At 33.6% G+C, this 24,083-nt stretch carries 19 protein-coding genes and 1 riboswitch; of the genes, 13 read left to right on the plus strand and 6 right to left on the minus strand.

Annotated elements, in window-relative coordinates; genetic code table 11:
• Positions 1-22: 22 nt before the first annotated feature.
• The 5 genes from CD30_RS15640 to CD30_RS15665 form a co-directional block, all read right to left on the minus strand.
• A complete protein-coding gene (locus tag CD30_RS15640) occupies positions 23-1,135 on the minus strand; it encodes a Ger(x)C family spore germination protein (protein WP_036178829.1) in 1,113 nt (370 codons plus the stop codon).
• A gap of 2 nt (positions 1,136-1,137) precedes the next feature.
• Positions 1,138-2,589, minus strand: a complete 1,452-nt coding sequence (locus CD30_RS15645; protein ID WP_088350812.1) for a spore germination protein — start codon at positions 2,587-2,589, stop codon at positions 1,138-1,140.
• Positions 2,590-2,804: 215 nt separating this feature from the next.
• On the minus strand, positions 2,805-3,722 hold the full coding sequence (locus CD30_RS15650; RefSeq protein WP_235802076.1) for an endospore germination permease: 918 nt from the start codon (positions 3,720-3,722) through the stop codon (positions 2,805-2,807).
• 142 nt (positions 3,723-3,864) lie between these two features.
• Positions 3,865-5,438, minus strand: a protein-coding gene (locus CD30_RS19885) for an IS3 family transposase (RefSeq protein WP_088350814.1) whose coding sequence is annotated in 2 segments (ribosomal slippage) — positions 3,865-4,805 and positions 4,805-5,438 — 1,575 coding nt in all. Because the reading frame shifts where the segments join, the coding sequence is not laid out codon by codon here.
• 99 nt (positions 5,439-5,537) lie between these two features.
• Complete coding sequence (locus CD30_RS15665) at positions 5,538-7,325, minus strand: methyl-accepting chemotaxis protein (protein WP_408056800.1); 1,788 nt, start codon at positions 7,323-7,325, stop codon at positions 5,538-5,540.
• 112 nt (positions 7,326-7,437) lie between these two features.
• On the opposite strand from CD30_RS15665, the gene CD30_RS15670 reads away from it, so the two are divergent.
• The 5 genes from CD30_RS15670 (at position 7,438) to CD30_RS15690 (ending at position 12,459) form a co-directional block, all read left to right on the plus strand.
• On the plus strand, positions 7,438-7,659 hold the full coding sequence (locus tag CD30_RS15670; RefSeq protein ID WP_036178839.1) for a YozE family protein: 222 nt from the start codon (positions 7,438-7,440) through the stop codon (positions 7,657-7,659).
• A 146-nt stretch (positions 7,660-7,805) separates the two neighbouring features.
• Positions 7,806-8,510, plus strand: a complete 705-nt coding sequence (gene deoD, locus CD30_RS15675) for a purine-nucleoside phosphorylase (RefSeq protein WP_036178842.1) — start codon at positions 7,806-7,808, stop codon at positions 8,508-8,510.
• A 157-nt stretch (positions 8,511-8,667) separates the two neighbouring features.
• Complete coding sequence (locus CD30_RS15680; protein ID WP_036178845.1) at positions 8,668-10,197, plus strand: lmo1851 family serine protease; 1,530 nt, start codon at positions 8,668-8,670, stop codon at positions 10,195-10,197.
• Positions 10,198-10,278: 81 nt separating this feature from the next.
• Positions 10,279-11,178 carry a CobW family GTP-binding protein gene (locus tag CD30_RS15685; protein ID WP_036178885.1) on the plus strand — a complete coding sequence of 300 codons (900 nt, stop codon included), beginning with the start codon at positions 10,279-10,281 and terminating at the stop codon, positions 11,176-11,178.
• 204 nt (positions 11,179-11,382) lie between these two features.
• Positions 11,383-12,459, plus strand: a complete 1,077-nt coding sequence (locus CD30_RS15690; RefSeq protein ID WP_036178848.1) for an undecaprenyldiphospho-muramoylpentapeptide beta-N-acetylglucosaminyltransferase — start codon at positions 11,383-11,385, stop codon at positions 12,457-12,459.
• Between the two features lie 48 nt (positions 12,460-12,507).
• Here the strand turns inward: CD30_RS15690 and CD30_RS15695 are convergent, their stop codons facing one another.
• Positions 12,508-13,056 (minus strand): GNAT family N-acetyltransferase, encoded by a 549-nt coding sequence (locus tag CD30_RS15695; RefSeq protein WP_036178851.1) that lies wholly within the window; start codon positions 13,054-13,056, stop codon positions 12,508-12,510.
• A 336-nt stretch (positions 13,057-13,392) separates the two neighbouring features.
• On the opposite strand from CD30_RS15695, the gene dapF reads away from it, so the two are divergent.
• From dapF to CD30_RS15735, 8 genes are all read left to right on the plus strand, one after another.
• On the plus strand, positions 13,393-14,358 hold the full coding sequence (gene dapF, locus CD30_RS15700) for a diaminopimelate epimerase (RefSeq protein ID WP_036178854.1): 966 nt from the start codon (positions 13,393-13,395) through the stop codon (positions 14,356-14,358).
• 182 nt (positions 14,359-14,540) lie between these two features.
• Complete coding sequence (locus CD30_RS15705; RefSeq protein ID WP_036178857.1) at positions 14,541-15,218, plus strand: response regulator transcription factor; 678 nt, start codon at positions 14,541-14,543, stop codon at positions 15,216-15,218.
• Positions 15,215-16,612 carry a HAMP domain-containing sensor histidine kinase gene (locus CD30_RS15710; protein WP_036178860.1) on the plus strand — a complete coding sequence of 466 codons (1,398 nt, stop codon included), beginning with the start codon at positions 15,215-15,217 and terminating at the stop codon, positions 16,610-16,612. The genes CD30_RS15705 and CD30_RS15710 overlap by 4 nt, the downstream gene beginning before the upstream one ends.
• 256 nt (positions 16,613-16,868) lie before the next feature.
• The gene (locus CD30_RS15715; protein WP_036178864.1) at positions 16,869-19,679 is read left to right on the plus strand and encodes a 2-oxoglutarate dehydrogenase E1 component; all 2,811 of its coding nucleotides are present in this window, start codon (positions 16,869-16,871) and stop codon (positions 19,677-19,679) included.
• A 104-nt stretch (positions 19,680-19,783) separates the two neighbouring features.
• Entirely contained in the window at positions 19,784-21,049 is a 1,266-nt protein-coding gene (odhB, locus tag CD30_RS15720) for a 2-oxoglutarate dehydrogenase complex dihydrolipoyllysine-residue succinyltransferase (RefSeq protein WP_036178867.1), read from the plus strand.
• Positions 21,050-21,257: 208 nt separating this feature from the next.
• Positions 21,258-21,444: riboswitch (Lysine riboswitch) on the plus strand.
• Positions 21,445-21,555: 111 nt separating this feature from the next.
• Positions 21,556-22,398, plus strand: coding sequence for a transporter substrate-binding domain-containing protein (locus CD30_RS15725; protein WP_036178868.1), 843 nt, complete (start codon positions 21,556-21,558; stop codon positions 22,396-22,398).
• Positions 22,399-22,482: 84 nt separating this feature from the next.
• The gene (locus CD30_RS15730) at positions 22,483-23,208 is read left to right on the plus strand and encodes an amino acid ABC transporter permease (protein WP_036178871.1); all 726 of its coding nucleotides are present in this window, start codon (positions 22,483-22,485) and stop codon (positions 23,206-23,208) included.
• A 12-nt stretch (positions 23,209-23,220) separates the two neighbouring features.
• On the plus strand, positions 23,221-23,955 hold the full coding sequence (locus CD30_RS15735; RefSeq protein WP_036178875.1) for an amino acid ABC transporter ATP-binding protein: 735 nt from the start codon (positions 23,221-23,223) through the stop codon (positions 23,953-23,955).
• Positions 23,956-24,083: the final 128 nt, after the last annotated feature.

A 24,083-nucleotide genomic window follows, 5' to 3' on the forward strand; every position in this document is an offset into this window, starting at 1 on the left:
TAGCATCAACTATTGAACCTAATTATTTATGTGCGAAGTTTGAGTTAATATTCCCGATTGAATTTTCGTTTAATTTAATTTTCCCATCTTTGTGTAATTCCTTCCAAGTATGAACGTCCTTCCGATATAAAATTTCAGAAAATCGAAAAATATCTACATTCATTTCTAAGCCTACTTTATAAGTTTGCTCAATTTCATTTTTTACAGCTTTCATAACTTGTTCTTTGACTTTATCTGGTGTCAAATTATCATCGAAGCTTGCCAAAGAGGCATTTAAATTAATATGGATGTCAAATTTAACATCTTTTCCAATAATGTTAGGTACTATTTTTACCTTTATGTTTTGGAGAGTTGCAGATAAATACTTATCTTTATCATAACTAGTAGTAATTTCGCCTCTTACTGTTTCATTAGACATCCACTGAAGTCCGTTGGCATTTTCCCCTTCAATTAAACCTTTAAATTCATTTGGTGAAACAATGCCTACTCCACTGATTTCTGTTGAAGACAATGGGGTATTTTGTGTTTGCCAATCCTTTTTCAGTTTCACATATGGAATTTTAGCTTCGTGACTTGGTTCGTTGAGCTTTATAATTAAATTTCTGAAATTAATAGGTGCAATAAAAGATTCTTGCTCATAGGAATTTGTTGGATCTGCTATTTTAGTTAAAGTGATTGATTTTTTAAGAATAGGAAGGTCTGTTAAAAATTGTTCCAACGGTTCATCTGTACAATATACCCAAGTATTATATCTAGTATCACTAAAACGAGTAATCGCATTAATAATTGAGTTGAACCTTTCGTTTTGTAATGCCTCAATACTGAAAACGACAAAAGAAAAGTGGCCCCAAAATACTCTTTCATCAATTGCGTGATAGAGTTTAAATAATGCTTCATCAATTGTTTTTCCAGAAGCTGATGACACTTGTGATTGTATGACATCTTGATTTACTTGTTCCGTTTTTGCTACGTTTGCAAAACTAATAATTTGAATGGATACTATATATTCTTCATCTTGATAATCAATTCCAGCACCAAAAGCATAATACATCCGTTCGGGTTCATTTAAATCCCAACATCCAGATAGTAAAATTACCATTGGAATTAGGAGGATTAAAAAACTTTTATTCTTCATGACTATCCCTCATTATTTCGTGAGTCGTCTTGGGGATCTAGAAAATTTGGCCTATCTTTATAGTTATCCTTTGAAAGCCTAAATAAGGTTTTTCTAATATTTGACCAGCTTAAATCTGCTGAAATATTTAAATATGGAATACCGAATACTCTTGTGTTAGCGATATAAAGAATAAGGAGATATAAACAAATAAAAAATCCAAATAAACCAAATATAGCTGTAACAAGTACGAAAATAATCCGAGCAATACTAATCAATGATTCTAAAGCTTGATTAACAACTGTATAGGAAGCAATTGTTGAAATCGCAATAATTACGACCATTGCTGGGCTCGTAATCCCTGATCGAATGGCAGCATCTCCAATTATTAATCCACCGATAACTCCAATAATCCCACCTATTTTAGAGGGAAGACGTAAACTTGCTTCACGAAGTATTTCAAAGATGATAAGAATTAATATCATCTCTAATACTTCAGGAAAAGGTAAGCCTATATTTGTAATAACGACTGTTGCAAGTAATTGTAAAGGTAATTGATCTTGGTGAAATAAAGTTAAAGCTAACCAAAAAGCGGGAAGTGCAACGCCTAAAAAAATACCTAGTAGCCTTAAAACTCTTTCAAACGTACTAAACACAATAGGTGTATCATAATCTTCACCAGTTTTTAATAAGTAAAAAAAATTCACTGGTGTTATGATGCTATATGCAACACCATCGACCATTATTAGAAATCTTCCTCGAATCAGCGATTGTATAGCAAAGTCTGGTCTACCTGTATAATTAGTAGTTGGTAGTAGCCAATTTTTCTTGTTTATAAATTCCATTAATGATTCAGCACTAATAATAATATCTGTATCGATCTTTTGTAACTGATGTTTAAGTTCGGTTAAGATATCTTTATTTACGATATCATCAAAATAGAGAAGAGCGATCATCGTTTTAGAACGTCTGCCGATTTCCATTTTTTCAACAGAAAGGGAGTTTGTCGGCAGCCGCTTTCTTATAAGGGCAATGTTTGTTGATAGATCCTCAATAAAATTATCCCTAGGTCCCTTTACAAGTACTTCCATATTTGTTTCTTCAACACTACGGTTAGGTTTTCTTGTAATATTACAAGAGTAAAGAAGCTGTAGATCCTCAAAATAAATAATTAGATTCCCACTAAAGACATCTTTAATGATATCCTCTGTTTTTGATATTTTTTTAATCTCTGGGATTGTTAATTGTTCAATTTGATTTTCATCTAATCCCTGGTTATCAGAATCTTTATAGAGTTTTTCTATGTTAGGAAGTACTACCGTATATAACATTTGCTGATCAACCATTGAGTCACATTTAATAAAAAAAACTTTCGATTGCTGGAATGTGAACTCATGAAAAATGATGTCATCAGAATTCTGAAATAAGTCTTTTAGTTTGGTAATCATGGGTAATGATTGTCCTGATGTGTCCATTTATTATGTTCCACTACCTTCTGATTTCTGATTATTTGTTTGATTACTGTTTTTTTTCTTTTGTGTTCTCGAGAAAAGGGCTACGGTTGCTAAAACAATTGATAAAGTTAAGAAAAATAATAATGTTGAGATTAAAAATCCATGGGTATTTAAATCTAAAAATATACTGTCATCTATTAGGAACAAAGACAAATTGATAATAAAAAATGGTGGAGCTAGATAGGTCCATATTTTTTTCTTTTTCCAGTAATATTTAATATGTCCGCTGCGATGAATAATAATAACCCAACTCTAATAAAAGTTCCTGTTAACCACTGATAAATTGATAAGAAATCCATATGTTCAATAAATCGACCAATTGTAACTAGTCCCCATTCTTCATATGCAGGATAGCGTTGTTTCGCAGCTTCCTCTGGACCAAATGCTGTTATTGCACCGATGAGAGGACCCATTGTCAAACCAAGTAAAATAAAAACCATTATAGCAAGATGGTACCATTTTAACTTCTGCTTAAAATGATGCTGAAGAAATAGAAGTAAACATAATTCTATAAAACCAGAAGCAGGGTAAACAGCTCCTTTTATAACTGGAGTTAACCCATTTTCGAAAAAAGGAAAAAGGTAGCTGTAATCTTTTACTTGTAAATTAGCAAAGGCGACAAAAAATCCAAAGATTACAACGAAAAATAATACAAACGCATTAACAATAACGATTGTTAAAATATTTGTAGAAGCAAGTAATAGACAAAGTATGATATAGATTACTACAAGCAATAACATTGGAGTTTCTACTAAAAAAGTTGTAGATATCCAAAGAATCGTTTCACGCATTGAAAAAGCTGCAAGAAATAGTATAAATAGAACAGTACTATACAATATTATGATTGAACCGACTTTACCGATTTTTTCTTCTAACCAATGTTTAATCGGTTGCTGATTTGATATATTTTGAATAAAAATAATGATAAATAACCAAAGTAATATGAAAATTGCAGCAAGAATAACAGATGCCCATCCATCTCTTTTTGCAGTCTCTAAAATAGGGGGAAGGATAGTAACGTGATTTTTTAAACCGATAACAGTCATAACTAAAAAAATGACATGTAAAATGCTAATCTGCCCTAATTTACCCATAGGATCCCCCTTAAAAATAAATACTCATTCATAGCTTTGACATGTTTATTGAAAATTAGTATCAATTTGGAAATGAAAAAGCGTGAGAAAAACATTTGGACTGCTCCCTGTCAAGTAGACAGTGGAAATAATAAAAATTGAACTAAGCGGATTGAACTCTGAATTCTAGAGGGCTCAGGCCGTTTAGTCGTTTTTGATAACGTTGATGATTGTAAAAGTAAATATACACATCAATTGCTTTTCTTAATTCCTCTAACGACTGGAATTCCCGTAAATAATACATTTCTGATTTCAGTGTACCCCAAAAATTCTCGATTGGAGCGTTGTCCAAACAACGGCCAACTCGAGACATACTGTGCGTCATTTTGGCGCCATCTACGATGCGTTTAAATCCCTTCGAAGTATATTGAAAGCCACGATCACTATGAATCATCGGAAAGTCGCCAGTGGGTAATTGTTCTATCACTGGAATAATCGTGTCAAAAACTAAACGATTATTATTGGATTTTCCTAGTTTATAACCAACGATTGACCCATCGTGTAAATCAATAATCGCACTTAGATAGGCTTTTCTTCCGACACCATATTTGAATTCGGTAATATCTGTACACCATTTTTCATTTGGCTTAGAAGCCTTAAAATCGCGATTTAACAGATTTTCTGCAACGTGCTGTGGTGTTGATTTCTTATATCCTTTTCGTTTTCGACGAATGACTGATTGGATTCGATACATACGCATTAAACGGTAAATTCGTTTTTCATTGTACGTAGGTAAGCCTGCCACTTCACGGTAACGATTGATCGTCATCGTCATACGACGGTATCCATAGATTCCATCTACCTGGTCATACAGTAGGCGAATCCCCTCTAATAAAGCTTTGTTTTCTTGTTCGCGCTTTGATGAGGTGCGCGCGCACCATTTATAATAGGCAGCACGTGAAATTTTAGCGATTTTACATAAGATGATAACAGGAATATGTTCCTCTATATGTAGTTCCTCAATCGCTAGATAACGCTGTTGTAAGCGAATTTGACTGATTAACGCCTCCTCTCGATTTCCTCTAACTTTTTTAAGAATAAGTTTTCTGCACGCAAGCGTTCCATTTCACGTTCCATTTGTTGCATGCGTAATTTTAATGTCTCTTCTTCTGTTAATTCTTCCATTGATTTCGTGTGCCCACGACGGTCTTCTAATGCCATTTCGCCTGCTGTTTCTAATTTCTTCACCCAGCTATACACTTGTTGATACGAAACCCCATATTTTTCTGCAGTTGCTTGATAATTTCGTTGATTGATTAAGCAATATTGTGCAATTTCAATGCGTTCCTCTACCGTTGTTGATCTACCTTTAGTCATAGTTTTACTCATTCCTTTTCCTGAGTCTTTTAATTCACTATGACTAGTATACTTGCGAATCCAACGATACAAAACAGAATCACTACTAATTTGATATTTTGCGAGTACTTCATTAATTGTTAATCCATAATGGGTGTAATCTTGTACCGCAGCTTCCTTCAGTTCTTTTGAGTAAGGTTTCCAAGTTTTTGATTCCTTCAATCCCTCTAATCCTTCAGTTTTATATTTCACTTGCCAACGGTAAAGTGTCGTATCGGTTAATTCATGTATTCTACAAATTTCTTCTAATGTATATTCTCCATCCTCTAGTAATTGGAGAACGATTAATTTTTGTTCAACTGTATGCTTACTTCGCGCCATAAAAAATACCCCCCAACAGGTAAACAGAATTTTGTTTTTTCATCTGTCTACCTATTGGGGAGCATATCAATTTTAGTTTTTCTCACGCTTTATTTTTAATCACACCTTAAATTCGTTAACAACATTACGTAAATCATCCGCTTGCTTTGCAAGTTCAGTAGCGCTAGCATTAATTTCTTGCATGGATGAAGATCCTTGCATGACAGCCGCCGCAGATTTTTCTGTACGTTCGGCAGTGTTTCCTGCGATACTATTTACTTCCTCAAAAGATGCTGCCACTTCATTACTCGTATTTAAAGTTAATGAAATTTGAGAAACCATTTCTTGAATAATATGATTTGTTTTGTTCGTTCTTTCCAAAATATTATCAAGAACATGATTCGTTTCTTTTGTGACTTCAACACCTTTTACAACTGTTTGTACACCATGTTGGTTTTGTTCTATAATTGAATGTATTTCTTTTTGAATAGCTGTCACAATATTTGTTACTTCTTTTGCAGCATTTTGAGATTGCTCAGCTAATTTTCTTACTTCATCTGCTACCACTGCAAAGCCTCGTCCATATTCACCAGCTCTTGCAGCTTCAATTGCAGCATTTAAGGATAATAAATTCGTTTGTTCTGCAATGGATGTAATTGTACCAATAATCGAATTAATTTCATTAGATTTTTTACCTAAAGCTTCTACAGTATTTGAAGTATGTGCCATGGTTTGCTCAATTGATTTCATGACATTAGATGACTGAGATACTGTATCCCGACCACTATATGCTGCCTCCTGCATATCATTTGCAGCAGTATATACTTCATTTGCCTGACTATTTAATTCATGCATAAATTGTTCTAATTCACTCATTTTTTGTAGTGCTAGCTTCATTCTTTTAATTGTAATATCACTGTCATTTGCAATGTCTTGAGTATTGTTTGATATTTCATCAATTGCTCTTGCGTTATCATCAGCTAACGCCATCAGTTCTTCTGAGCTTCCCGAAACATTTAATGAAAGCTCCGAAACTTTTTTTACTAAACTAGCAATAGATTCAATCAGTACATTTGTAGAATTTGCAATTTGTGCAAACTCGTCTTTAGTTTTAACCTCAACTCGTTTTGTTAAATCTCCACCAGCTTGTGCAATATCTAATATAGACCTATTAATTTTAAATGTGTTTTTACGGATGGTTGAAAATAAAATAAATCCAAATATAATAGTTAAAATGATAGCAACAGCTGTTAATATAGCAAAAGTGATGCGAGAGAGATTTGCAAATGTTTCAAGCTCTTTAAGTGTTTCTGCGTTTTTCGAATCAAGCAATGCAACTAATTGTTCTGTATAAGTATCGATATAGCTTTTAATATTACCTGCGTCATTAAATTCAAGTAATTTGCGAGCATTTTCAAAATCGTGGTTTTGTCTCGTATCAATAACGCCAGCTGAATAATTCATGTAAATCGCGTAATACTGTGAAATTAAACTTAATAGATTTTGTTCATCTGGTCGGTTTTCATATATTTTTTGAAGTTCTTCAAAACTATTATTCAATCGATCCTTTACTTCAAAATAGGCAGTAAGTGTTTCATCGCTTCCACTAATGATGAATTCCTGCTCATAATTCGTAAGTTTTGCAATATCGTTTGCTAAATTATTGATTTGAACTTGTTCCTTTAAATTTTCATCTGCAAAATTACTTAAACTTTGTTGTAATTTAGTAATGTTTATATAAGATAATAGTTGGATGGTTAAAATGATACATATTAGGAATGCAAAAATGATTAAAACACGACCTCGAATTAAATGATAGAATCGAGATTTTTTAGTGGAGTTTTTAATTTTTTTAGTTTTCTTAATAGATTTGTGCTGTGAAGTTTTCTTTTTTATCAATGAGGCCACCTTCTTTTGTTGGAATGTTCAGTATTTTTAAATTTTACAATATTTACATATAATTATCTATATTATTTGAAAATTGTTTATATTTAATTTTTTATTAGTTAGGAGAATCGCTATGCAAAAAAGTTTTTATCAATTTGTTCTTACATATAGGGGAGGGGATTGGTCTGATCAAAAATCGAGATTTGCAGAAAGTGCATTTATGGATCATGGTTTTCCTAAGACAAGCACTTCCTTCGAGGAATTATCAAGTTATATAGAAACTCAAGCAGATGAATATTTATCCACTTCTGCATTTGATGAATTGTGGGAATTATATAGACTGAAGTTCGACTAGTAGTGCGTTTAGTAATATAGTATTACGATTTAATTATACCCTTTACATTGCACATTGAAGGAAAAGAAAGTATATTTTAAGGTGAGATAAATTCTTTATGAGGAAATTTATTAGAATTTAAATGAAATGTTAGAAAGAGGGATTTGATGAGCATTCATATTAATGCAAAACAAGGAGATATTGCAGAGATTATATTATTACCAGGAGATCCGCTTCGTGCAAAATATATTGCAGAGAATTTTTTAGAAAATGTTACTTGTTATAATGAAGTTCGTAATATGTTTGGTTTTACTGGAACATATAAAGGAAAGAGAGTTTCTGTTCAAGGGACTGGAATGGGCGTGCCTTCGATTTCAATCTATACAACAGAGTTAATGCAGGAATACGGTGTTCAAAAGCTTATTCGTGTAGGTACATGTGGTGCTATCCAAAAGGATGTAAAAGTACGTGATGTAATTTTAGCTCAAGCTGCATCAACAGATTCGAAGATGAACGAAATCATCTTTAACGGTATCGACTATGCACCAACTGCTGATTTTGATTTACTTTTAAAAGCGTATAATGCAGGCGTAACTGCTGGCTTAAACTTAAAGGTGGGTAATATTTTCACGGCAGATATGTTCTACTCTGAAGAAAATCAAAACGAGAAACTAGCTCGTTATGGAGTATTAGCTGTAGAAATGGAATCAGCTGCTCTTTATACACTGGCTGCAAAATTTGGACGTCAAGCACTTTCAGTATTAACAGTATCTGATCATATCTTAACTGGAGAAGCAACGACATCTGAAGAAAGACAATCAACATTCAATGACATGATTGTTGTTGCATTAGAGGCGGCAATTCAAGAGTAGTTTTAAAAGCTTAAACAAAAAGTTCAAACAGTATTGAATAGTCTAGAGGGGTAAGACTGTCTATAATTTGGCAGTCTTTTCTTTTCGTAAGGATGCGAAACTGTTAATATGTAAATAGCGTCTAATTAGTAACCGTATATGAGAGTGGTGAATTGAAATGGAAGAACAAAATCAACAAGAGAATTCTCACATCGAGAATGATAGGGAGCAAGTAGAACAATCAGAAAAGCCAGCAAAGAAATTTATCCAAATTAAACCATTTACATTCATAATGCTAATGTTTATAACTATTCTTTTAACTGCAGGATTAACGATTTTTGCTTTAACATTCGGCGAAGAAAAGGTTGTCGAAGTTGTTAAACCTGTTGAAAGGGAAGAGTTTTCAAAATTATATGAGGCATATGATGAATTAAAAGAGAGATATTATATTGAACTTGATGATGAAACCATCATATATGGTGCAATAAATGGAATGTTCGATGCATTAGGTGATCCATATTCTGATTACATGAACAAAGAAGAAGCAGCGCATTTCAATTCAGATCTTTCTTCTAGTTTCCAAGGTATTGGTGCAGAGATTCAAGAACGTAATGGCAATATTGTTGTCGTTTCACCAATTAAAAATTCTCCAGCTGAAAAAGCGGGGATTCAACCGGAAGATATTATTCTTCTAGTCGATGGAGAAAGTATTCAAGGAATGAGCGCGACTGAAGCAGTATTACTTATTCGTGGCGAAAAGGGAACGCCGGTTACGTTAACGATTCAACGAGGTTCAAGTGAGAATCTTATGGAAGTGAAGATTATTCGTGATGATATTCCTATAGAAACTGTGTATGGTGAAATGGGAGAAGACAAAATAGCCCATATTCAAATTACATCTTTTAGCGAACAAACTTATAAAGAATTAATAAAAATTCTTGAACAATTTGAAAAGGACGGAATGAAAAGCATCGTTCTTGATGTCCGTCAAAACCCGGGTGGATATTTAACTTCTGCCATCGATATTGCTAACTTATTTGTAGAAGAAGGTAAACCAATTGTTCAATTGCAGGAACGTGATGGAGAGCCACAAGTAATATTGGCGGATGGAAGTGAAAAATACGATCTACCAATCGTCGTTTTAATTGATAATGGTAGTGCTTCAGCATCTGAAATTTTAGCTGGTGCTTTAAGTGAATCGGATAACGCTAAAATTGTTGGGTTAAAATCATTTGGTAAAGGGACTGTTCAAACAGTTAAAAATCTTCCTGATGGTTCCAACCTAAAGTATACAAATGGGAAATGGTTAACACCTAATGGTAACTGGATTAATGAAAAAGGTATCGAACCTGATTTTGTCGTTGATTATCCAGAATATGCGAAATTAACATATATCGACCCTTCCGCTGAGTTAAAGGTAGGAAATGAGTCGATAACAGTTAACAACGCAGAAAAAATGCTAGATGCATTAGGCTATGACGTTGGAACAATCGATAATGCATATGATGATGACACTGCAGCTGCTGTTGAACAATTCCAAGAAGATAAGAATCTTAAGCTAACAGGCATAATAGCTGGAGAAACAACGTATGCGTTAATGGATGCCTTAAGAGCGAAAATTGAAAATGAAGATCCACATATTTTAAAAGCTCATGAATTATTAAAAGAACAATTAGAATCAAGCGATAATAAGGCAGATCAAGAGTAAATGATATTTAAAAGGAGCTGTATTGTTCGAACCTGGAACAGTTTACAGCTCTTTTTCTATAAAGGGAGCAGATGATTGTATATGAAAGATGTTTATTTATTTAGTGGCTTTTTAGGAAGTGGAAAAACTTCCATGCTAACGAATGTCATTAAACAATTGAAGGAAAGGAATTTGAAGCCGGCTGTCATTATGAATGAATTAGGGAAATTGCCCTTTGATTCTCAGACGGTAGAAGAGGATATTCCATTAAAAGAAATGCTAGAAGGTTGTATCTGTTGTTCTGGCAGCGAAAAGACTGAGGCGCAAATTCAAACTTTATTATTAAATGAGGACTTTGATGTATTAATCATAGAGACGACAGGAGCAGCACATCCTGTAGAAGCTTTAGACGCGGTCTATTCGCCACTTTTTGCAGATCAGTTGAATATTAAAGGGATTGTTACTGTAGCGGATAGCAAACTTTGGCTAGAACGTGAAAGCTTAACACCGCAAGTAAGAAGTTTGTTTCTTGAACAAATAAGACATGCTCATTTATTATTGGCTAATAAAATGGACTTACTTTCAGAATCAGAACAAGCAAAGGTCATTTTTGAAATGCAAGGAATAAATTCACACGCATTCATATTACAAACAACAAACGGCCAAGTTTCATATAAGTTATTAGAAAATCTTCAGGCAACTTCAAGGATTTCAAAAGATGATATTCATTCTGCGAAAATTGGGAAGCATTTGCATTTAAGCTCTCTCCTTATAGAGTTTAACAAATCCTATACACAGCAACAAATTGAAGATTGGATAAAGACTCTTCCAAGCACTGTTTATAGAATAAAAGGATATATACCTGTTGAGGGTGTGAAAAATCCAATGCTATTTCAATATGCATATGGTTTAGTACAATGGCTACCAGAGTATATTAAAATGCCTGCAAAGGTTGTGCTCATTGGAGAAAACGTAGATGAGGTTAAGGTAATTGATGAGTAAATTTTAATTAACGCCTACTACAACAAGTATATTTTGTAATTAACATTTATTTCATTGGATTTTTATTGTGAATTTTATTGACGTATTTAACTATGTTAAAATCGTTTTGAATAGGCTACATGTAATGGAGTATTTAAGCATAGATAACTATAGTGAATTTTTTGTTTTTCAATGGAGAGTTTTACACGGAATAGGAGAATAACTGTGAATCAAAAATCAATTATTTTAACTGGTGGCGGTACTGCTGGGCACGTTTCTTTAAACCAGGCAATTATCCCTTCCTTATTAAAAGAAGGTTATAAAGTACATTATATTGGCTCCCATGATGGAATCGAGAAAGAAATTATAACAGAAAGTTTTCCTAGTATTCCGTATCATGGTATATCAAGTGGGAAGCTCCGTCGTTACTTTTCAATGAAAAATTTTACGGACCCATTTAAAATTATTGCAGGTGTGATGCAGGCTTTATCGATTATTCGAAAAATCAAACCGTCTATCATCTTTTCAAAAGGGGGGTTTGTTTCAGTACCTGTTGTGATTGCTGCAAAATTAGCTAAGGTCCCTGTTGTGATTCATGAATCGGATGTAACACCTGGTCTTGCCAATAAGCTTGCATTGCCATTTGCATCCCATGTGTTTACGATTTTCCAGGATACATTAAAATATTTACCTGAAAATAAAGCTACTTGTACTGGATCAATTGTTAGACAAGAATTATTTGAAGGAAATAAACGTGTCGGTATTGAAAGCTGTGGCTTTGATAATAGTAAATCTGTTTTATTAGTAATGGGTGGGAGCTTAGGGTCGGTCGTTTTAAACGATGCACTTAGAAGTAATCTTCCTGAGCTATTAGTGGATTACAACATTATTCACCTTTGCGGAAAAGGGAATGTAGATAAATCACTTGATAGTTTAAAAGGGTATAAGCAATTTGATTATGTTACAACAGAGCTACCTAACTTATTGCATGCTGCTGATTTAATCGTTTCACGCGCGGGTTCTAATTCTATCTATGAATTTTTAGCTTTGAAAAAACCAATGCTTTTAATCCCTCTTTCTGCATCAAAAAGTAGAGGAGATCAAATATTAAATGCAAAGATTTTTGAAAAGCTCGGTTATGCTGTAGTGTTAGAAGAAGAGGAACTAACGAAGAACACGTTTTTAAAATCGATTAAACGATTGATTACACAAAAAACAGAGATGGTACAAACAATGGAAAATGCAGAACGTCCGAAAACTCCGGATGAAATGGTTCAGTTAATTTTGCAATTTGAAAAATAAAAAGTCGACAAAATCTTTTTTTAGATTTTGTCGACTTCATTTTTTACATTACATTGCCTGTTCTTCTTCGTTCGTTTTCTCATTTGCAGTTACCAAATAGAATAAATCTTTTGGAATTTTATATAAATCGTATTTCATTTCACCTGCATTTATTTCATTAAAAAGTGCTTGGTGACAATCGTTTGCCTCTATAACATAGGGTAATTTCATGGAGGCGCGTTTTGATTTTTCATTTTCTTTACGAATTCTTAAGAAAACGGTATGAATTTGATATTCAAAGAATAGTTCAGTTAGAAATAATTTCTTTGCTAACTGATTATAGCCTTTTCCTTGATAAGGTACACCGATCCAAGTACCTAAAAATCCTGCACCATCCTGAATGTCGAAGAGACTAATTGTTCCAATTGGTTGACCCCAATCGTCTGTAATTGTTCGAGAGATTGTTTTACCTAATTGCTCTTCCTCGATTAATTGTTTTGTCATAAACATATATTCATCAGCAGAAGTAGCTTTTTGACGAACATAAGGGAAAACAGATGGATGACTCATTAATTGATATAATTCATTTGTTTCTGAGAGTTCACGATGTTTTAACATGTTAAACGCCTCCTTTTTAGGATAGTTGCAAGCCAAAAAACATAAATCACAAGGCAACAGTTTTTACAAAATAGAAAATTAAACCTAAAAAAAACCAGGCGTTCAACAACGGAGAATTTATCTCTACGTTTTCCCTGAGTTTTACTTAGAACATCATAAAATGTAATTGTAAAAGTATCATATAATATAACTATATTTTTTTGCAATGGAAAAGTATTAAATTTTTTTTGTATTCTTTGTGATCAAATGTAAAAATTGTAAACGGTCAAAATAAAAAACTATTAACCTTAGCTGAAATTCTTATATAATCAATGTTACAGGAAGGAGAGATGCAGTATGGAGAGAATTTTTACTAAAGTTCATGGCTCTGGAAATACCTTTTATTTATATGAAACAAATGATGAAACTGAACAAGACTGGGTAGCCCTAACGAAATGGTTATGCAATAAAGAAAATGAGGGGGGAGCAGACGGCTTATTACTTGTGTTACCTTCTATAAAAGCAGAAGCTAAAATGAGAGTGATAAATGCTGATGGATCAGAAGCTTCTATGTGTGGCAATGGTTTGCGATGTGTTGCAAGACATGTATGTGAAAAACTAGGAGTAGATGAGGCAATCATAGAAACGATGAAAGCTGATTTAAAGGTGAAAAAAGAGAAATCAATCTACGGAAGTATACCAACTTATGCAGTTGAAATATCACCCGTTTCTTTCCAATTAGAAAGCTTGCCTATGGAATATCACAATCAAACGGAGATCCAAAATCAAATTATACAAGAATTTTCACCGACGATTCATTTTACTGCCGTTTCAGTTCCGAATCCGCATTTAATTGGTATTGTTGATGCTGGGTTTATTACTGATAATTCACACCAATTATCTTTAGCAGAACTTTTAAATGGAGAAAATGAATTTTGTTCAGACGGCGTAAATGTAAGTTATGCATATCCGATGAAAAATGACACTATTTTCGTTCGGACTTTTGAACGAGGCGTTGGCTTTACAAATGCTTGTGGTACGGCGATGACAGCATCTGCATTAGTAGCAAAATTAAATAACATTGTAGATAGTGAGATGGTTACTGTATTTAATCCTGGGGGATTCGTAAAATGTAACGTGCTTGAGGAAAATGGGGAATATTATTTAACGTTAATCGGAAACGCAACAGTCATTTGTACATACGTTATAAAAATGGAAAATAACCAATATGAATTCTTAAGTAAAGAAGATACAAATGAACAATTGCAGTACGAACAATGTATTGAAATTGTTAAACAAGAAACTGCATCTTTCATGTCTTAAATTATGGCTAAATAATTCATTTTATGTATTATAGAAGAAAAATTATTTGAGAATTTTAAAATAAAGCATTTTAATGAATACTTCATAATTTTAAAGGGTTGCATTTTAAGTTAAACTTAAAGTGTAACTCTTTTTGTTAGTTATTGGTTATGTTCTAGTCGTGTTTAACGGAAGGTGAAAAAATGAAGAAAAAAATTTTACTAATAGAAGACGAAAAGAATATTGCTCGTTTTATTGAACTTGAGCTACAACATGAACAATTTGATGTAACAGTATCTTATGATGGACGAGAAGGGTTAAACCAAGCATTAGAAGGTAGCTTTGACTGTATTTTACTAGATGTCATGCTCCCAAAATTAAATGGTCTAGAGGTATGCAGAAGAGTTCGTGCCAATAAAGATGTTCCAATAATTTTACTTACTGCGCGTGATGAAGTAATGGATCGAGTAGCGGGTTTAGATGCTGGGGCAGATGATTATATTGTAAAGCCCTTTGCCATTGAAGAATTATTGGCTAGAATTCGTTCGATTTTTCGGAGAGTGAATAATCAACAAGTATTACATAATGATAGTATTGAAGTACGTGATATAAAGATAAACCCGAACGCCTATGAAGTATATTTTAAAAATAAGAAGCTAGATTTAACAAAAACGGAATATGATTTATTAAAACTTTTGTGTGAAAATAAAAATCGAGTTTGTACAAGAGAACTGATATTGCAAAATATTTGGGGATATGAATCTGAAGTGGAAACAAATGTTGTCGATGTATATATTCGTCATTTAAGAGCTAAGTTAAAAACGGACGGAGAACCAATTATCGAAACAGTTCGAGGCGTTGGGTATGTGGTAAGAGAATGAAGAAATTAAAAAATTATTTTCTAAACCTTTCTTTAAAGAAAAAATGGACCCTTTCAGCTTCGTTCATTATTTTCATCAGTTTTGCTTGTATCTGTGTAGTGATTTATTTTGCCTTATATACTTGGCTTTATAATAATGAACAAAATAATGCCTTAAGAACGGTAGATGACCTGTCTTCCTTTTTCAATTCACAAGAGGGTTCTATAACGATACATGAATTTCAAGAAAATGCGGGTTTAATGAAATCTATTATTAACCAAAATCAAACCGTTCGCATTTTTAATTTGGACGGCTATGAAGTATTACGCATTAATAATGAATCACCGGCAGCTCAAATAAACGTATCCTATGATGAATTAGTGAAAACCTATGTTACGAAAGAAAAAGTCGAAGGAAAGAGCGTTATTGCTATTAGTCGTGTTGTTCATATTGGACAGTTTCACGGATATATGCAATTGATCCATCCATTAAAAAGCTTTCAATCCATGATGCAATACGTAATGACAGCTATGCTAATAGCTGGACTTGGAGCGATATTATTAGCTGGATTAGTTAGTTCATATTTATCAAAGCTATTATTAAAACCACTAGGAGATTTACGTGATTCGATGCAATCTGTTAAAGAAAAAGGATTTGAAGAAAGGATTAATTTTACTTATCAAATAGATGATGAAATAGGAGACTTGCTTAAAATTTATCAATTAATGATTGATGAGCTTCAAGTATCCTTTGCTAAACAGCAGCAATTTGTTTCTGATGCATCCCATGAGCTACGTACGCCTATTCAAGCGATTGAAGGTCATTTATCATTAATTAAAAGATGGGGGAAAAGTGACCCTGAAATAATGGAGGAATCCTTAAATACTTCCATTAAAGAAGTTCAAAGGATGAAGAAAATGATTGAAGAATTATTGGATTTGGCTCGTAGAGAGGATAAAGACATTGAAGCAATAGCAAATATTGAAAAGGTTTTACAGTCTGTCAAAGAGGAGTTGCTTATCATTTATAGGGACGCTGAAATTCAATTGAATTTCATTGGAGATCCTAAACCAGTTGCCATTACTGAAAATGCACTTGCACAAATAGCACGGAATATAATAGAGAATGGTATACGTTATAACGATAAAAACCCTATTATCCAGGTACAAGTTAATTTTTTAACTGAGAATACTTTTTTAACCATTAAAGATAATGGTATAGGCATATCTCAGAATAATATTCAGAAAATTTTTGATCGATTTTTTAGAGTGGATGATTCGAGAGAGGCGGTTGGAGGTGGAACTGGATTAGGCTTAAGTATAACTAAGATGCTAGCAGATAAATATGATATAGAGATGGATGTATCAAGTGAAATTGGAGAAGGCACTACCTTTACATTACGTTTTCCAAACTGAAAATTTATTATTTTGTAAAAAGTTTTATGTTTTTTCTATTAGTTAACTAAAATTTTTGCTTAATTTTTTAAAAATAGTTGTATTTTTTGTGAAGAGTAGTAAGATTAAAATGGAAAAATAACGTTCATCATTAGAAACAATTCCATTTACTTATTAAATTGATTTAAATTATAAATTGTTGATACATGATGATATTTGTTATAAATAAATAGAAACAATGGAACTGCCATGTGGCAAAATTTTGGAGGTTATTCTCATGTCGAACAATGTATTAACTGCTGGTTCCCCTTGGTCAGCATTTTCTGGTCCTAACTTAGGGTATGTAATGGAACAATACGACCTTTACTTACAATCACCCGAAGCTGTAGATCCAGAATTAGTAGCACTATTCCAACAATTTGGATCACCGATGATAGAAGGCGAATATACAGTAGCTGAAGGAGTTACTGCTGATGTACAGCCTGGCAACATGAAAAAAGTATTTGCTGCTGTTCAACTTGCAGATGCAATTCGTTCTTTTGGTCATTTGGCTGCAGATGTATATCCTTTAAAAGATCGTAAACTTGATACTTCAAAACTTGAACTAAATACTTACGGATTAACTGAGGCTGATCTAACATTATTGCCAGCTTCAATATTCTTTACTATTCCGCCTGCAAGCGTTTCCAATGGGAAGCAAGCGATTGATTTCTTACGTTCAATTTACACTGATAAAATTGGTTTTGAATACGGTCATGTTGAAAATAAAAATGAACGCGAATGGATTCAAGCAAAAATCGAATCTGGAGCATTGAAACAAAGCTTAACTGTTGAAGAGAAAAAAGCGGTATTAGAAAGACTTACTCGTGTTGAAGATTTTGAAAAATTTATTCATAAAACATTTGTAGGACAAAAACGTTTCTCTATAGAAGGTTTAGACTCATTAGTTGTTTTACTTGATGAACTCGTGAAAAATGCTGACGAAGAAAAAATGAGATTTTTACAAATTGGCATGGCTCACCGTGGTCGTTTAAATGTATTAACTCATGTAGTGAATAAACCATATGACATGATGTTTGCTGATTTTGCACATGTTCCAAATGATTACTTCTTCCCAGAAGATGGTTCTCTTGAAATTTCAAAAGGTTGGACTGGTGATGTGAAGTACCATATGGGTGCTACACATACTAAAAAGTCAGGTTTAAAAGTGAAATTAGCATACAACCCATCTCATTTAGAAGTAGTTAGTCCGGTTATTACTGGTTCTACACGTGCGGCTCAAGAAGATACAACAAATCCAGGTATGCCAAAATTCGAACCTAAAAAAGCATTAGCTGTATTAGTTCATGGGGATGCTGCGTTTGCTGGTGAAGGTATCGTACAAGAAACATTTAACTATGCAAATACGAATGGTTTCTCTACTGGTGGTTCTATCCATATTATTTCAAATAATATGATTGGATTCACAACTGAACACTTTGATTCTCGCTCAACTCAATACTCTTCTGATGTAGCAAAAGGATATGGTATTCCAGTTATTCATGTAAATGCCGATGATCCTGAAGCTGTTATTCAAGTAGCGAAATTAGCTTTCGAATATCGTCAAATGTTTGGCAAAGACATTTTAATAGATTTAATTGGATATCGTCGTTTCGGTCATAATGAAACGGATGATCCAACTGTAACGAATCCTTTAACATATTTAATCGTTTCAAAGCATCCTACTGTACGTGATCTTTATGGCAAACGATTAGTAGAAGAAGGTATTGTTTCAGAAGAAGAAGTTTCTAAAATTGACAATGAAATCTATGCTCAAATGCAAAGTTCTTACGATCACGTTAAAAAAGTAGGTTCTGAAAAAGGTCACTTCGAGATTGAAATGCCAGAAGCTGTTAGAAATCATTATCCTGAAGTAGAAACTGGAGTTTCTAAAGAAGAATTAATCCAAATTAACAATGATTTGTTAAATTGGCCAGAAGGTTTTGAACCTCAAAGCAAACTTGCGAGAATTTTAAATAAACGTGTTGAAGCAATTGAAACTGGTAAAATGGATTGGGGTCATGCAGAAACTTTAGCATTTGCTGCTATTTTAAAAGATGGCAACCCAATCAGAATGAGTGGTCAAGATGCACAACGTGGTACTTTCTCACAAAGACATTTAGTTCTACATGATAAAAATAATGGAGCAGAGCATACACCATTACATCATGTAACTGGAGCAAAGGCTTCGTTTGCTGTATATAATTCACCATTAACTGAAACAGCAATTGTAGGGTTTGAGTATGGTTATAATTTAGAAAATGATAACGCACTTACTATTTGGGAAGCTCAATTTGGCGACTTTGCTAATATGGCTCAAGTGATGTTTGATAACTTCATTTCATCAGCACGTTCTAAATGGGGCCAAAAGTCTGGATTAGTATTATTACTACCAAATGGTATGGAAGGTCAAGGTCCAGAACACTCATCAGCTCGTGTTGAGAGATATTTACAATTATCTGCTGAAAATAACTGGGTAGTTGCAAACTGTTCAAATGCTGCAAACTACTTCCATTTATTACGCAGACAAGCGAAAATGCTAGGTACTGAAGCAATTCGACCTTTAGTAGTTGTTACTCCTAAATCATTGTTACGTCATCCTTTAGCAGCTGCTACTATTGAAGATTTATCTGAAGGTAAATTCCAAGAGGTGATTGAACAACCTGGTTTAGGTAAAAACGTGAAAAAGGTAGAACGTATTTTACTTGGTTCTGGTAAAGTGACAATTGATTTAGCTGAACATGTTAAAGATGGAAAAGGTTTTGAAAATACACACATCTTACGTGTAGAGGAAGTATATCCATTCCCATCTAAAAAATTATCCGAAATCATTGCTAGATACCCAAATGTAAAAGAAATTAGATGGGTACAAGAAGAACCTAAAAACCAAGGACCTTGGAAATATGTATTAGAATACTTATTAGAAATTGCTGACGGTAAGAAAATCAAATATGTAGGACGTCCAGAAATGTCTTCAACATCTGAAGGTGATATGGATTCACATAAAATTGCTCAAGCTAAAGTTATTGAAGATGCTTTTGCAGAATAATTGAAAAGTAAGTTAAACATAGCTACTTACTATACTTCAAAGTAAGTAGCTATGCCATGTATGTTTAGATTGTACATACATGATATATAAAGGAGGATATGATTGTGGCTGAAATTAAAGTCCCTGAATTAGCAGAATCGATTACAGAAGGAACAATTGCCCAGTGGGTTAAAAAAGTAGGAGATCGCGTAGAAAAAGGCGAATTCATCGTTGAATTAGAAACGGATAAAGTAAATGCTGAAATTATTTCAGAAGAAGCTGGAGTGTTGACTCAAGTTCTTGCTGAAGAAGGCGATACAGTTCTTGTAGGCCAAGTAATTGCTGTTGTTGAAGCAGGAGAAGGTGCAGCACCAACACCAGCACCTGCTGTAGAAGAAGCTCCAAAAGCTGAAGCGGCTCCTGCACCAACTCAAGCTGCAGCACCAGCACCTGCTGCAACTCCAGTGGTAGAAGAAACTTCAAGTGAACGCGTTGTTGCTTCACCAGCAGCACGTAAATTAGCACGTGAAAAAGGGATTGATTTAGCATCAATTTCACCAGTTGATCCACAAGGACGTGTACGTGTACAAGATGTAGCAGCTCATGGTAATGCACCTGTGGCAGCACCAACAGCAGCTCCAGTTGTACCAACAACAGGTGGTCCAGTAGTATTCACTCCAGCGGCTAATTCTGACCGTGTAACAATTGAAAAAATGAGCCGTCGTCGTCAAACAATCGCAAAACGTTTATTAGAAGTTAAGCAATCAACTGCAATGTTAACAACATTCAATGAAATTGATATGACAAATATTATGGCTTTACGTAAACGTAAACAAGAAGAGTTCGTAAAAGCAAACGATATCAAACTTGGTTTCATGTCATTCTTCACAAAAGCGGTTGTTGCAGCGCTTAAAAAATATCCATACGTTAACGCACAAATCGTTGGAGATGAAATTCATTTAAATAATTTCTTCGACATCGGTATCGCTGTTTCAACTGAAGAAGGTCTAGTTGTACCAGTAGTTCGTGATGCTAATGCTAAAAACTTCGCAGAAATCGAAAAAGATATTGCGGAACTAGCGAAAAAAGCTCGCGACAAAAAATTAGGACTAAACGATATGGCTGGTGGTTCATTCACAATTACAAATGGTGGTGTATTCGGTTCATTAATGTCAACACCAATTATGAACGGTACACAAGCTGGTATACTAGGTATGCACTCAATTGTAAACCGTCCAGTTGCTGTTAACGGTGAAGTAGAAATTCGCCCAATGATGTATGTGGCATTATCTTATGACCACCGCATTATTGATGGTAAAGATTCTGTAGGATTCTTAAAAACAGTAAAAGAATTAATCGAAAACCCTGAAGACTTACTATTAAATTCTTAATAAATAAAAAAAGTCTAGTGAGTGTGCTCGCTAGACTTTTTTAATGAAATTTCACTTAAAAAATAGTTAATATATACTATTAACACTTCAATTAAAACAATATTCTGACAAATCAGATAATAATATGATATTTTTTAATTGACATATACTATATAAATATCGTAAACTATTGAATGTAATTTAATATAAAACCTCACTTGTAAGATTCTTGTGAGGTAGAGGTGCGATATTTATTAGTTTTTCATGGAGTTTGAGCGAACAATGAAATGAAAAAGAAGGAAATATTGCCGAAGTGTGAAGTTTCTGCTCGGGACTTTATGCTGGGTCTGCAGTGAATAATTGCAGGACTGTCTCAAGTTGTTTTCCCAAACGACTTGAGTTGTGCTATCTCAATCGGGAAAGTATTTGAGGATTTGGGTATTTAAAATTATGCGACCTAGATTCAACTAAGGTCGCTTTTTTTTTCTGATATTTACCCATACTAAAGACAACAAGGAGAGATTAACATGAAGAAAAAACTTACATTAATGCTATCAACATTATTTGCTATTTTCATTCTAGCGGCTTGTGGTGGAGCAAATGAATCAACAGATTCAACTAGTGATACAGAACAAAAAGACGTTTTTAAAGTAGGTCTTGAAGCAGCTTATCCTCCATTTAACTGGACACAAAAAGATGATTCAAATGGAGCTGTGAAAATTGAAGGTTCAAATGAATATGCTGGAGGCTACGATGTTGAGATTGCAAAACGAGTTGCCGATGCATTAGGTAAAGAATTAGTAATTGTAAAAACAGATTGGGATGGATTATTACCTGCATTGGATACAAAGGTAATCGATGCAATTATCGCTGGTATGAGCCCAACTGATAAACGTAAAGAAGCAATTGACTTTTCAGACAATTACTATAAAAGTGAATTTGTAATCGTAACTAAAGCTGATAGTAAATATGCGAATGCTAAGTCTTTAGAAGAATTTGCAGGTGCAAAAGTTACATCACAATTAGGTACAACAAATTATGATGTAATTGATCAAATCCCGAATGTAGCAAAACAAACTGCAATGAACAATTTTACAGAAATGCGTGTAGCCTTAGAAACTGGTGTAATTGATGCATATGTAGCAGAAAAACCAGAAGCCATTTCATCTACATCGGCTAATTCTAATTTTGTTATGGTTGAGTTAGGAGACTCATTCGAAGTAAATGAGGCAGATATTTCAGTAGCCGTTGGACTTCGTAAAGGTGACGAAAACCTAGAAAAAATTAATGAAGCAATTGCAGCAATTTCTGAAGAAGAACGTCAAGAATTAATGAAAGCAGCTATTGAAAATCAACCAGCTGCACAATAAATTTGAAAACTATAGTGACACTGATTGTATCTTTACAATCAGTGTCCAACTTTAAAGCAACGTCCTGTTGTTAGGAGGATTTTTATGAGTTTAGAGGTAATACTCTCAATACTAAAGGAAAATTGGCCAAGTTATTTACATGGAGCATATATAACTTTACTAATAGCAATTTTTAGTACAATTATTGGTGCACTTATCGGATTATTTATAGGGATTATGCATACCATCCCGTTACGAAAAAAATCTTTTAAATCGTTTATTCTCAAGATATTTAATTTCATATTATCTGTGTATGTTGAAATTTTCCGTGGCACACCAATGATTGTACAAGCTGTAGTAGTTTTCTATGGAGTTGCAGCCTATGGTTTTGTAATGGATCGATTTGTAGCTGCAGTTCTAGTTGTTGCTTTAAATACAGGTGCTTATATGGCTGAATATGTTCGCGGTGGTATTGTATCAATTGACAAAGGACAATATGAAGCAGCAGAAGCAATTGGGATGAGTCATTTCCAAACAATGGTTAACGTAATTTTACCTCAAGTCGTTCGTAACATTTTACCAGCAACTGGTAACCAACTGATTATGAATATTAAAGATTCAGCTGTATTAAGTGTTATTAGTGTGACAGAATTATTCTTTGCAACGCAATCTATCATAAGTGTTAATTACAAATATGCTGAATCTTATTTAATCGCATGTGTTATGTACTTAATTATGACATTTGCTGCATCGCGTTTATTATTACTAGTAGAGAAGAAGTTAGATGGCCCAAAAGATTATAATTTCCAGCAAGAAAAAGAAGTCGCGTAAGGAGTGAAAATGATGGAAAAAATTATTGAAATACAACATTTAAAAAAATCATTTGGAAATCATGAAGTTCTACGCGATGTGAATTTTTCGGTATCAAAGGGAGAGGTAGTTTGCTTAATCGGTTCTTCCGGTTCAGGTAAATCTACACTATTACGTTGTATTAATTTACTAGAAAGTCCTTCAGGTGGAGAAATTATATATAAGGGACAAAATATTTTAAATGAAAATCACGATGTTAAACAATATCGTACTCATTTAGGCATGGTGTTCCAACAATTTAACTTATTTAATAACCATAACGTATTAAAAAACTGTGTTGTAGGTCAGCAAAAGGTTTTAAAACGTTCAAAAGAAGAAGCGGAACGTAATGCATTAAAGTATTTGGAAATTGTCGGTATGGATAAATACATAAATGCGAAACCGAGCCAATTGTCTGGTGGTCAAAAACAACGTGTTGCAATCGCTCGTGCCCTTGCAATGGATCCAGACGTTATGTTATTTGATGAACCGACGTCTGCTTTAGACCCAGAGATGGTTGGAGAAGTTTTAAAAGTTATGCGAATGCTTGCAGACCAAGGAAATACGATGATTATCGTAACCCATGAAATGGAGTTTGCAAAAGAAGTATCTGACCGAATAGTGTTTATGGATAAAGGTGTAATTGTAGAAGAAGGATCACCGGATCAAGTATTAGTAAATCCAAAACACGAAAGAACGAAAGAATTCCTAAAACGTACATTAAAATAAATCTAAGACAAATTCCATGTTAAGTGGGGTTTGTCTTTTTTTATGTAGAATTACACTTTTCATGATTTCATTCGTCTATAGTTATGGTAGTGTCAAAACTTCTATGAAAAATTGAAAATCACAAAAAA

It is taken from the genome of Ureibacillus massiliensis 4400831 = CIP 108448 = CCUG 49529, from assembly GCF_000772965.1.
GTDB classification, from domain to species: Bacteria; Bacillota; Bacilli; order Bacillales_A; family Planococcaceae; genus Ureibacillus; species Ureibacillus massiliensis.

Bases quoted from the DNA above. Each gene is read 5' to 3' on its own strand.
- CD30_RS15640 (WP_036178829.1), bottom strand. From the start codon at position 1,135: ATGAAGAATAAAAGTTTTTTAATCCTCCTAATTCCAATGGTAATTTTA.
- CD30_RS15645 (WP_088350812.1), bottom strand. From the start codon at position 2,589: ATGGACACATCAGGACAATCATTACCCATGATTACCAAACTAAAAGAC.
- CD30_RS15650 (WP_235802076.1), bottom strand. From the start codon at position 3,722: ATGGGTAAATTAGGGCAGATTAGCATTTTACATGTCATTTTTTTAGTT.
- CD30_RS15670 (WP_036178839.1), top strand. From the start codon at position 7,438: ATGCAAAAAAGTTTTTATCAATTTGTTCTTACATATAGGGGAGGGGAT.
- deoD (WP_036178842.1), top strand. From the start codon at position 7,806: ATGAGCATTCATATTAATGCAAAACAAGGAGATATTGCAGAGATTATA.
- CD30_RS15680 (WP_036178845.1), top strand. From the start codon at position 8,668: ATGGAAGAACAAAATCAACAAGAGAATTCTCACATCGAGAATGATAGG.
- CD30_RS15685 (WP_036178885.1), top strand. From the start codon at position 10,279: ATGAAAGATGTTTATTTATTTAGTGGCTTTTTAGGAAGTGGAAAAACT.
- CD30_RS15695 (WP_036178851.1), bottom strand. From the start codon at position 13,056: ATGTTAAAACATCGTGAACTCTCAGAAACAAATGAATTATATCAATTA.
- dapF (WP_036178854.1), top strand. From the start codon at position 13,393: ATGGAGAGAATTTTTACTAAAGTTCATGGCTCTGGAAATACCTTTTAT.
- CD30_RS15705 (WP_036178857.1), top strand. From the start codon at position 14,541: ATGAAGAAAAAAATTTTACTAATAGAAGACGAAAAGAATATTGCTCGT.
- CD30_RS15710 (WP_036178860.1), top strand. From the start codon at position 15,215: ATGAAGAAATTAAAAAATTATTTTCTAAACCTTTCTTTAAAGAAAAAA.
- CD30_RS15715 (WP_036178864.1), top strand. From the start codon at position 16,869: ATGTCGAACAATGTATTAACTGCTGGTTCCCCTTGGTCAGCATTTTCT.
- CD30_RS15725 (WP_036178868.1), top strand. From the start codon at position 21,556: ATGAAGAAAAAACTTACATTAATGCTATCAACATTATTTGCTATTTTC.
- CD30_RS15730 (WP_036178871.1), top strand. From the start codon at position 22,483: ATGAGTTTAGAGGTAATACTCTCAATACTAAAGGAAAATTGGCCAAGT.
- CD30_RS15735 (WP_036178875.1), top strand. From the start codon at position 23,221: ATGGAAAAAATTATTGAAATACAACATTTAAAAAAATCATTTGGAAAT.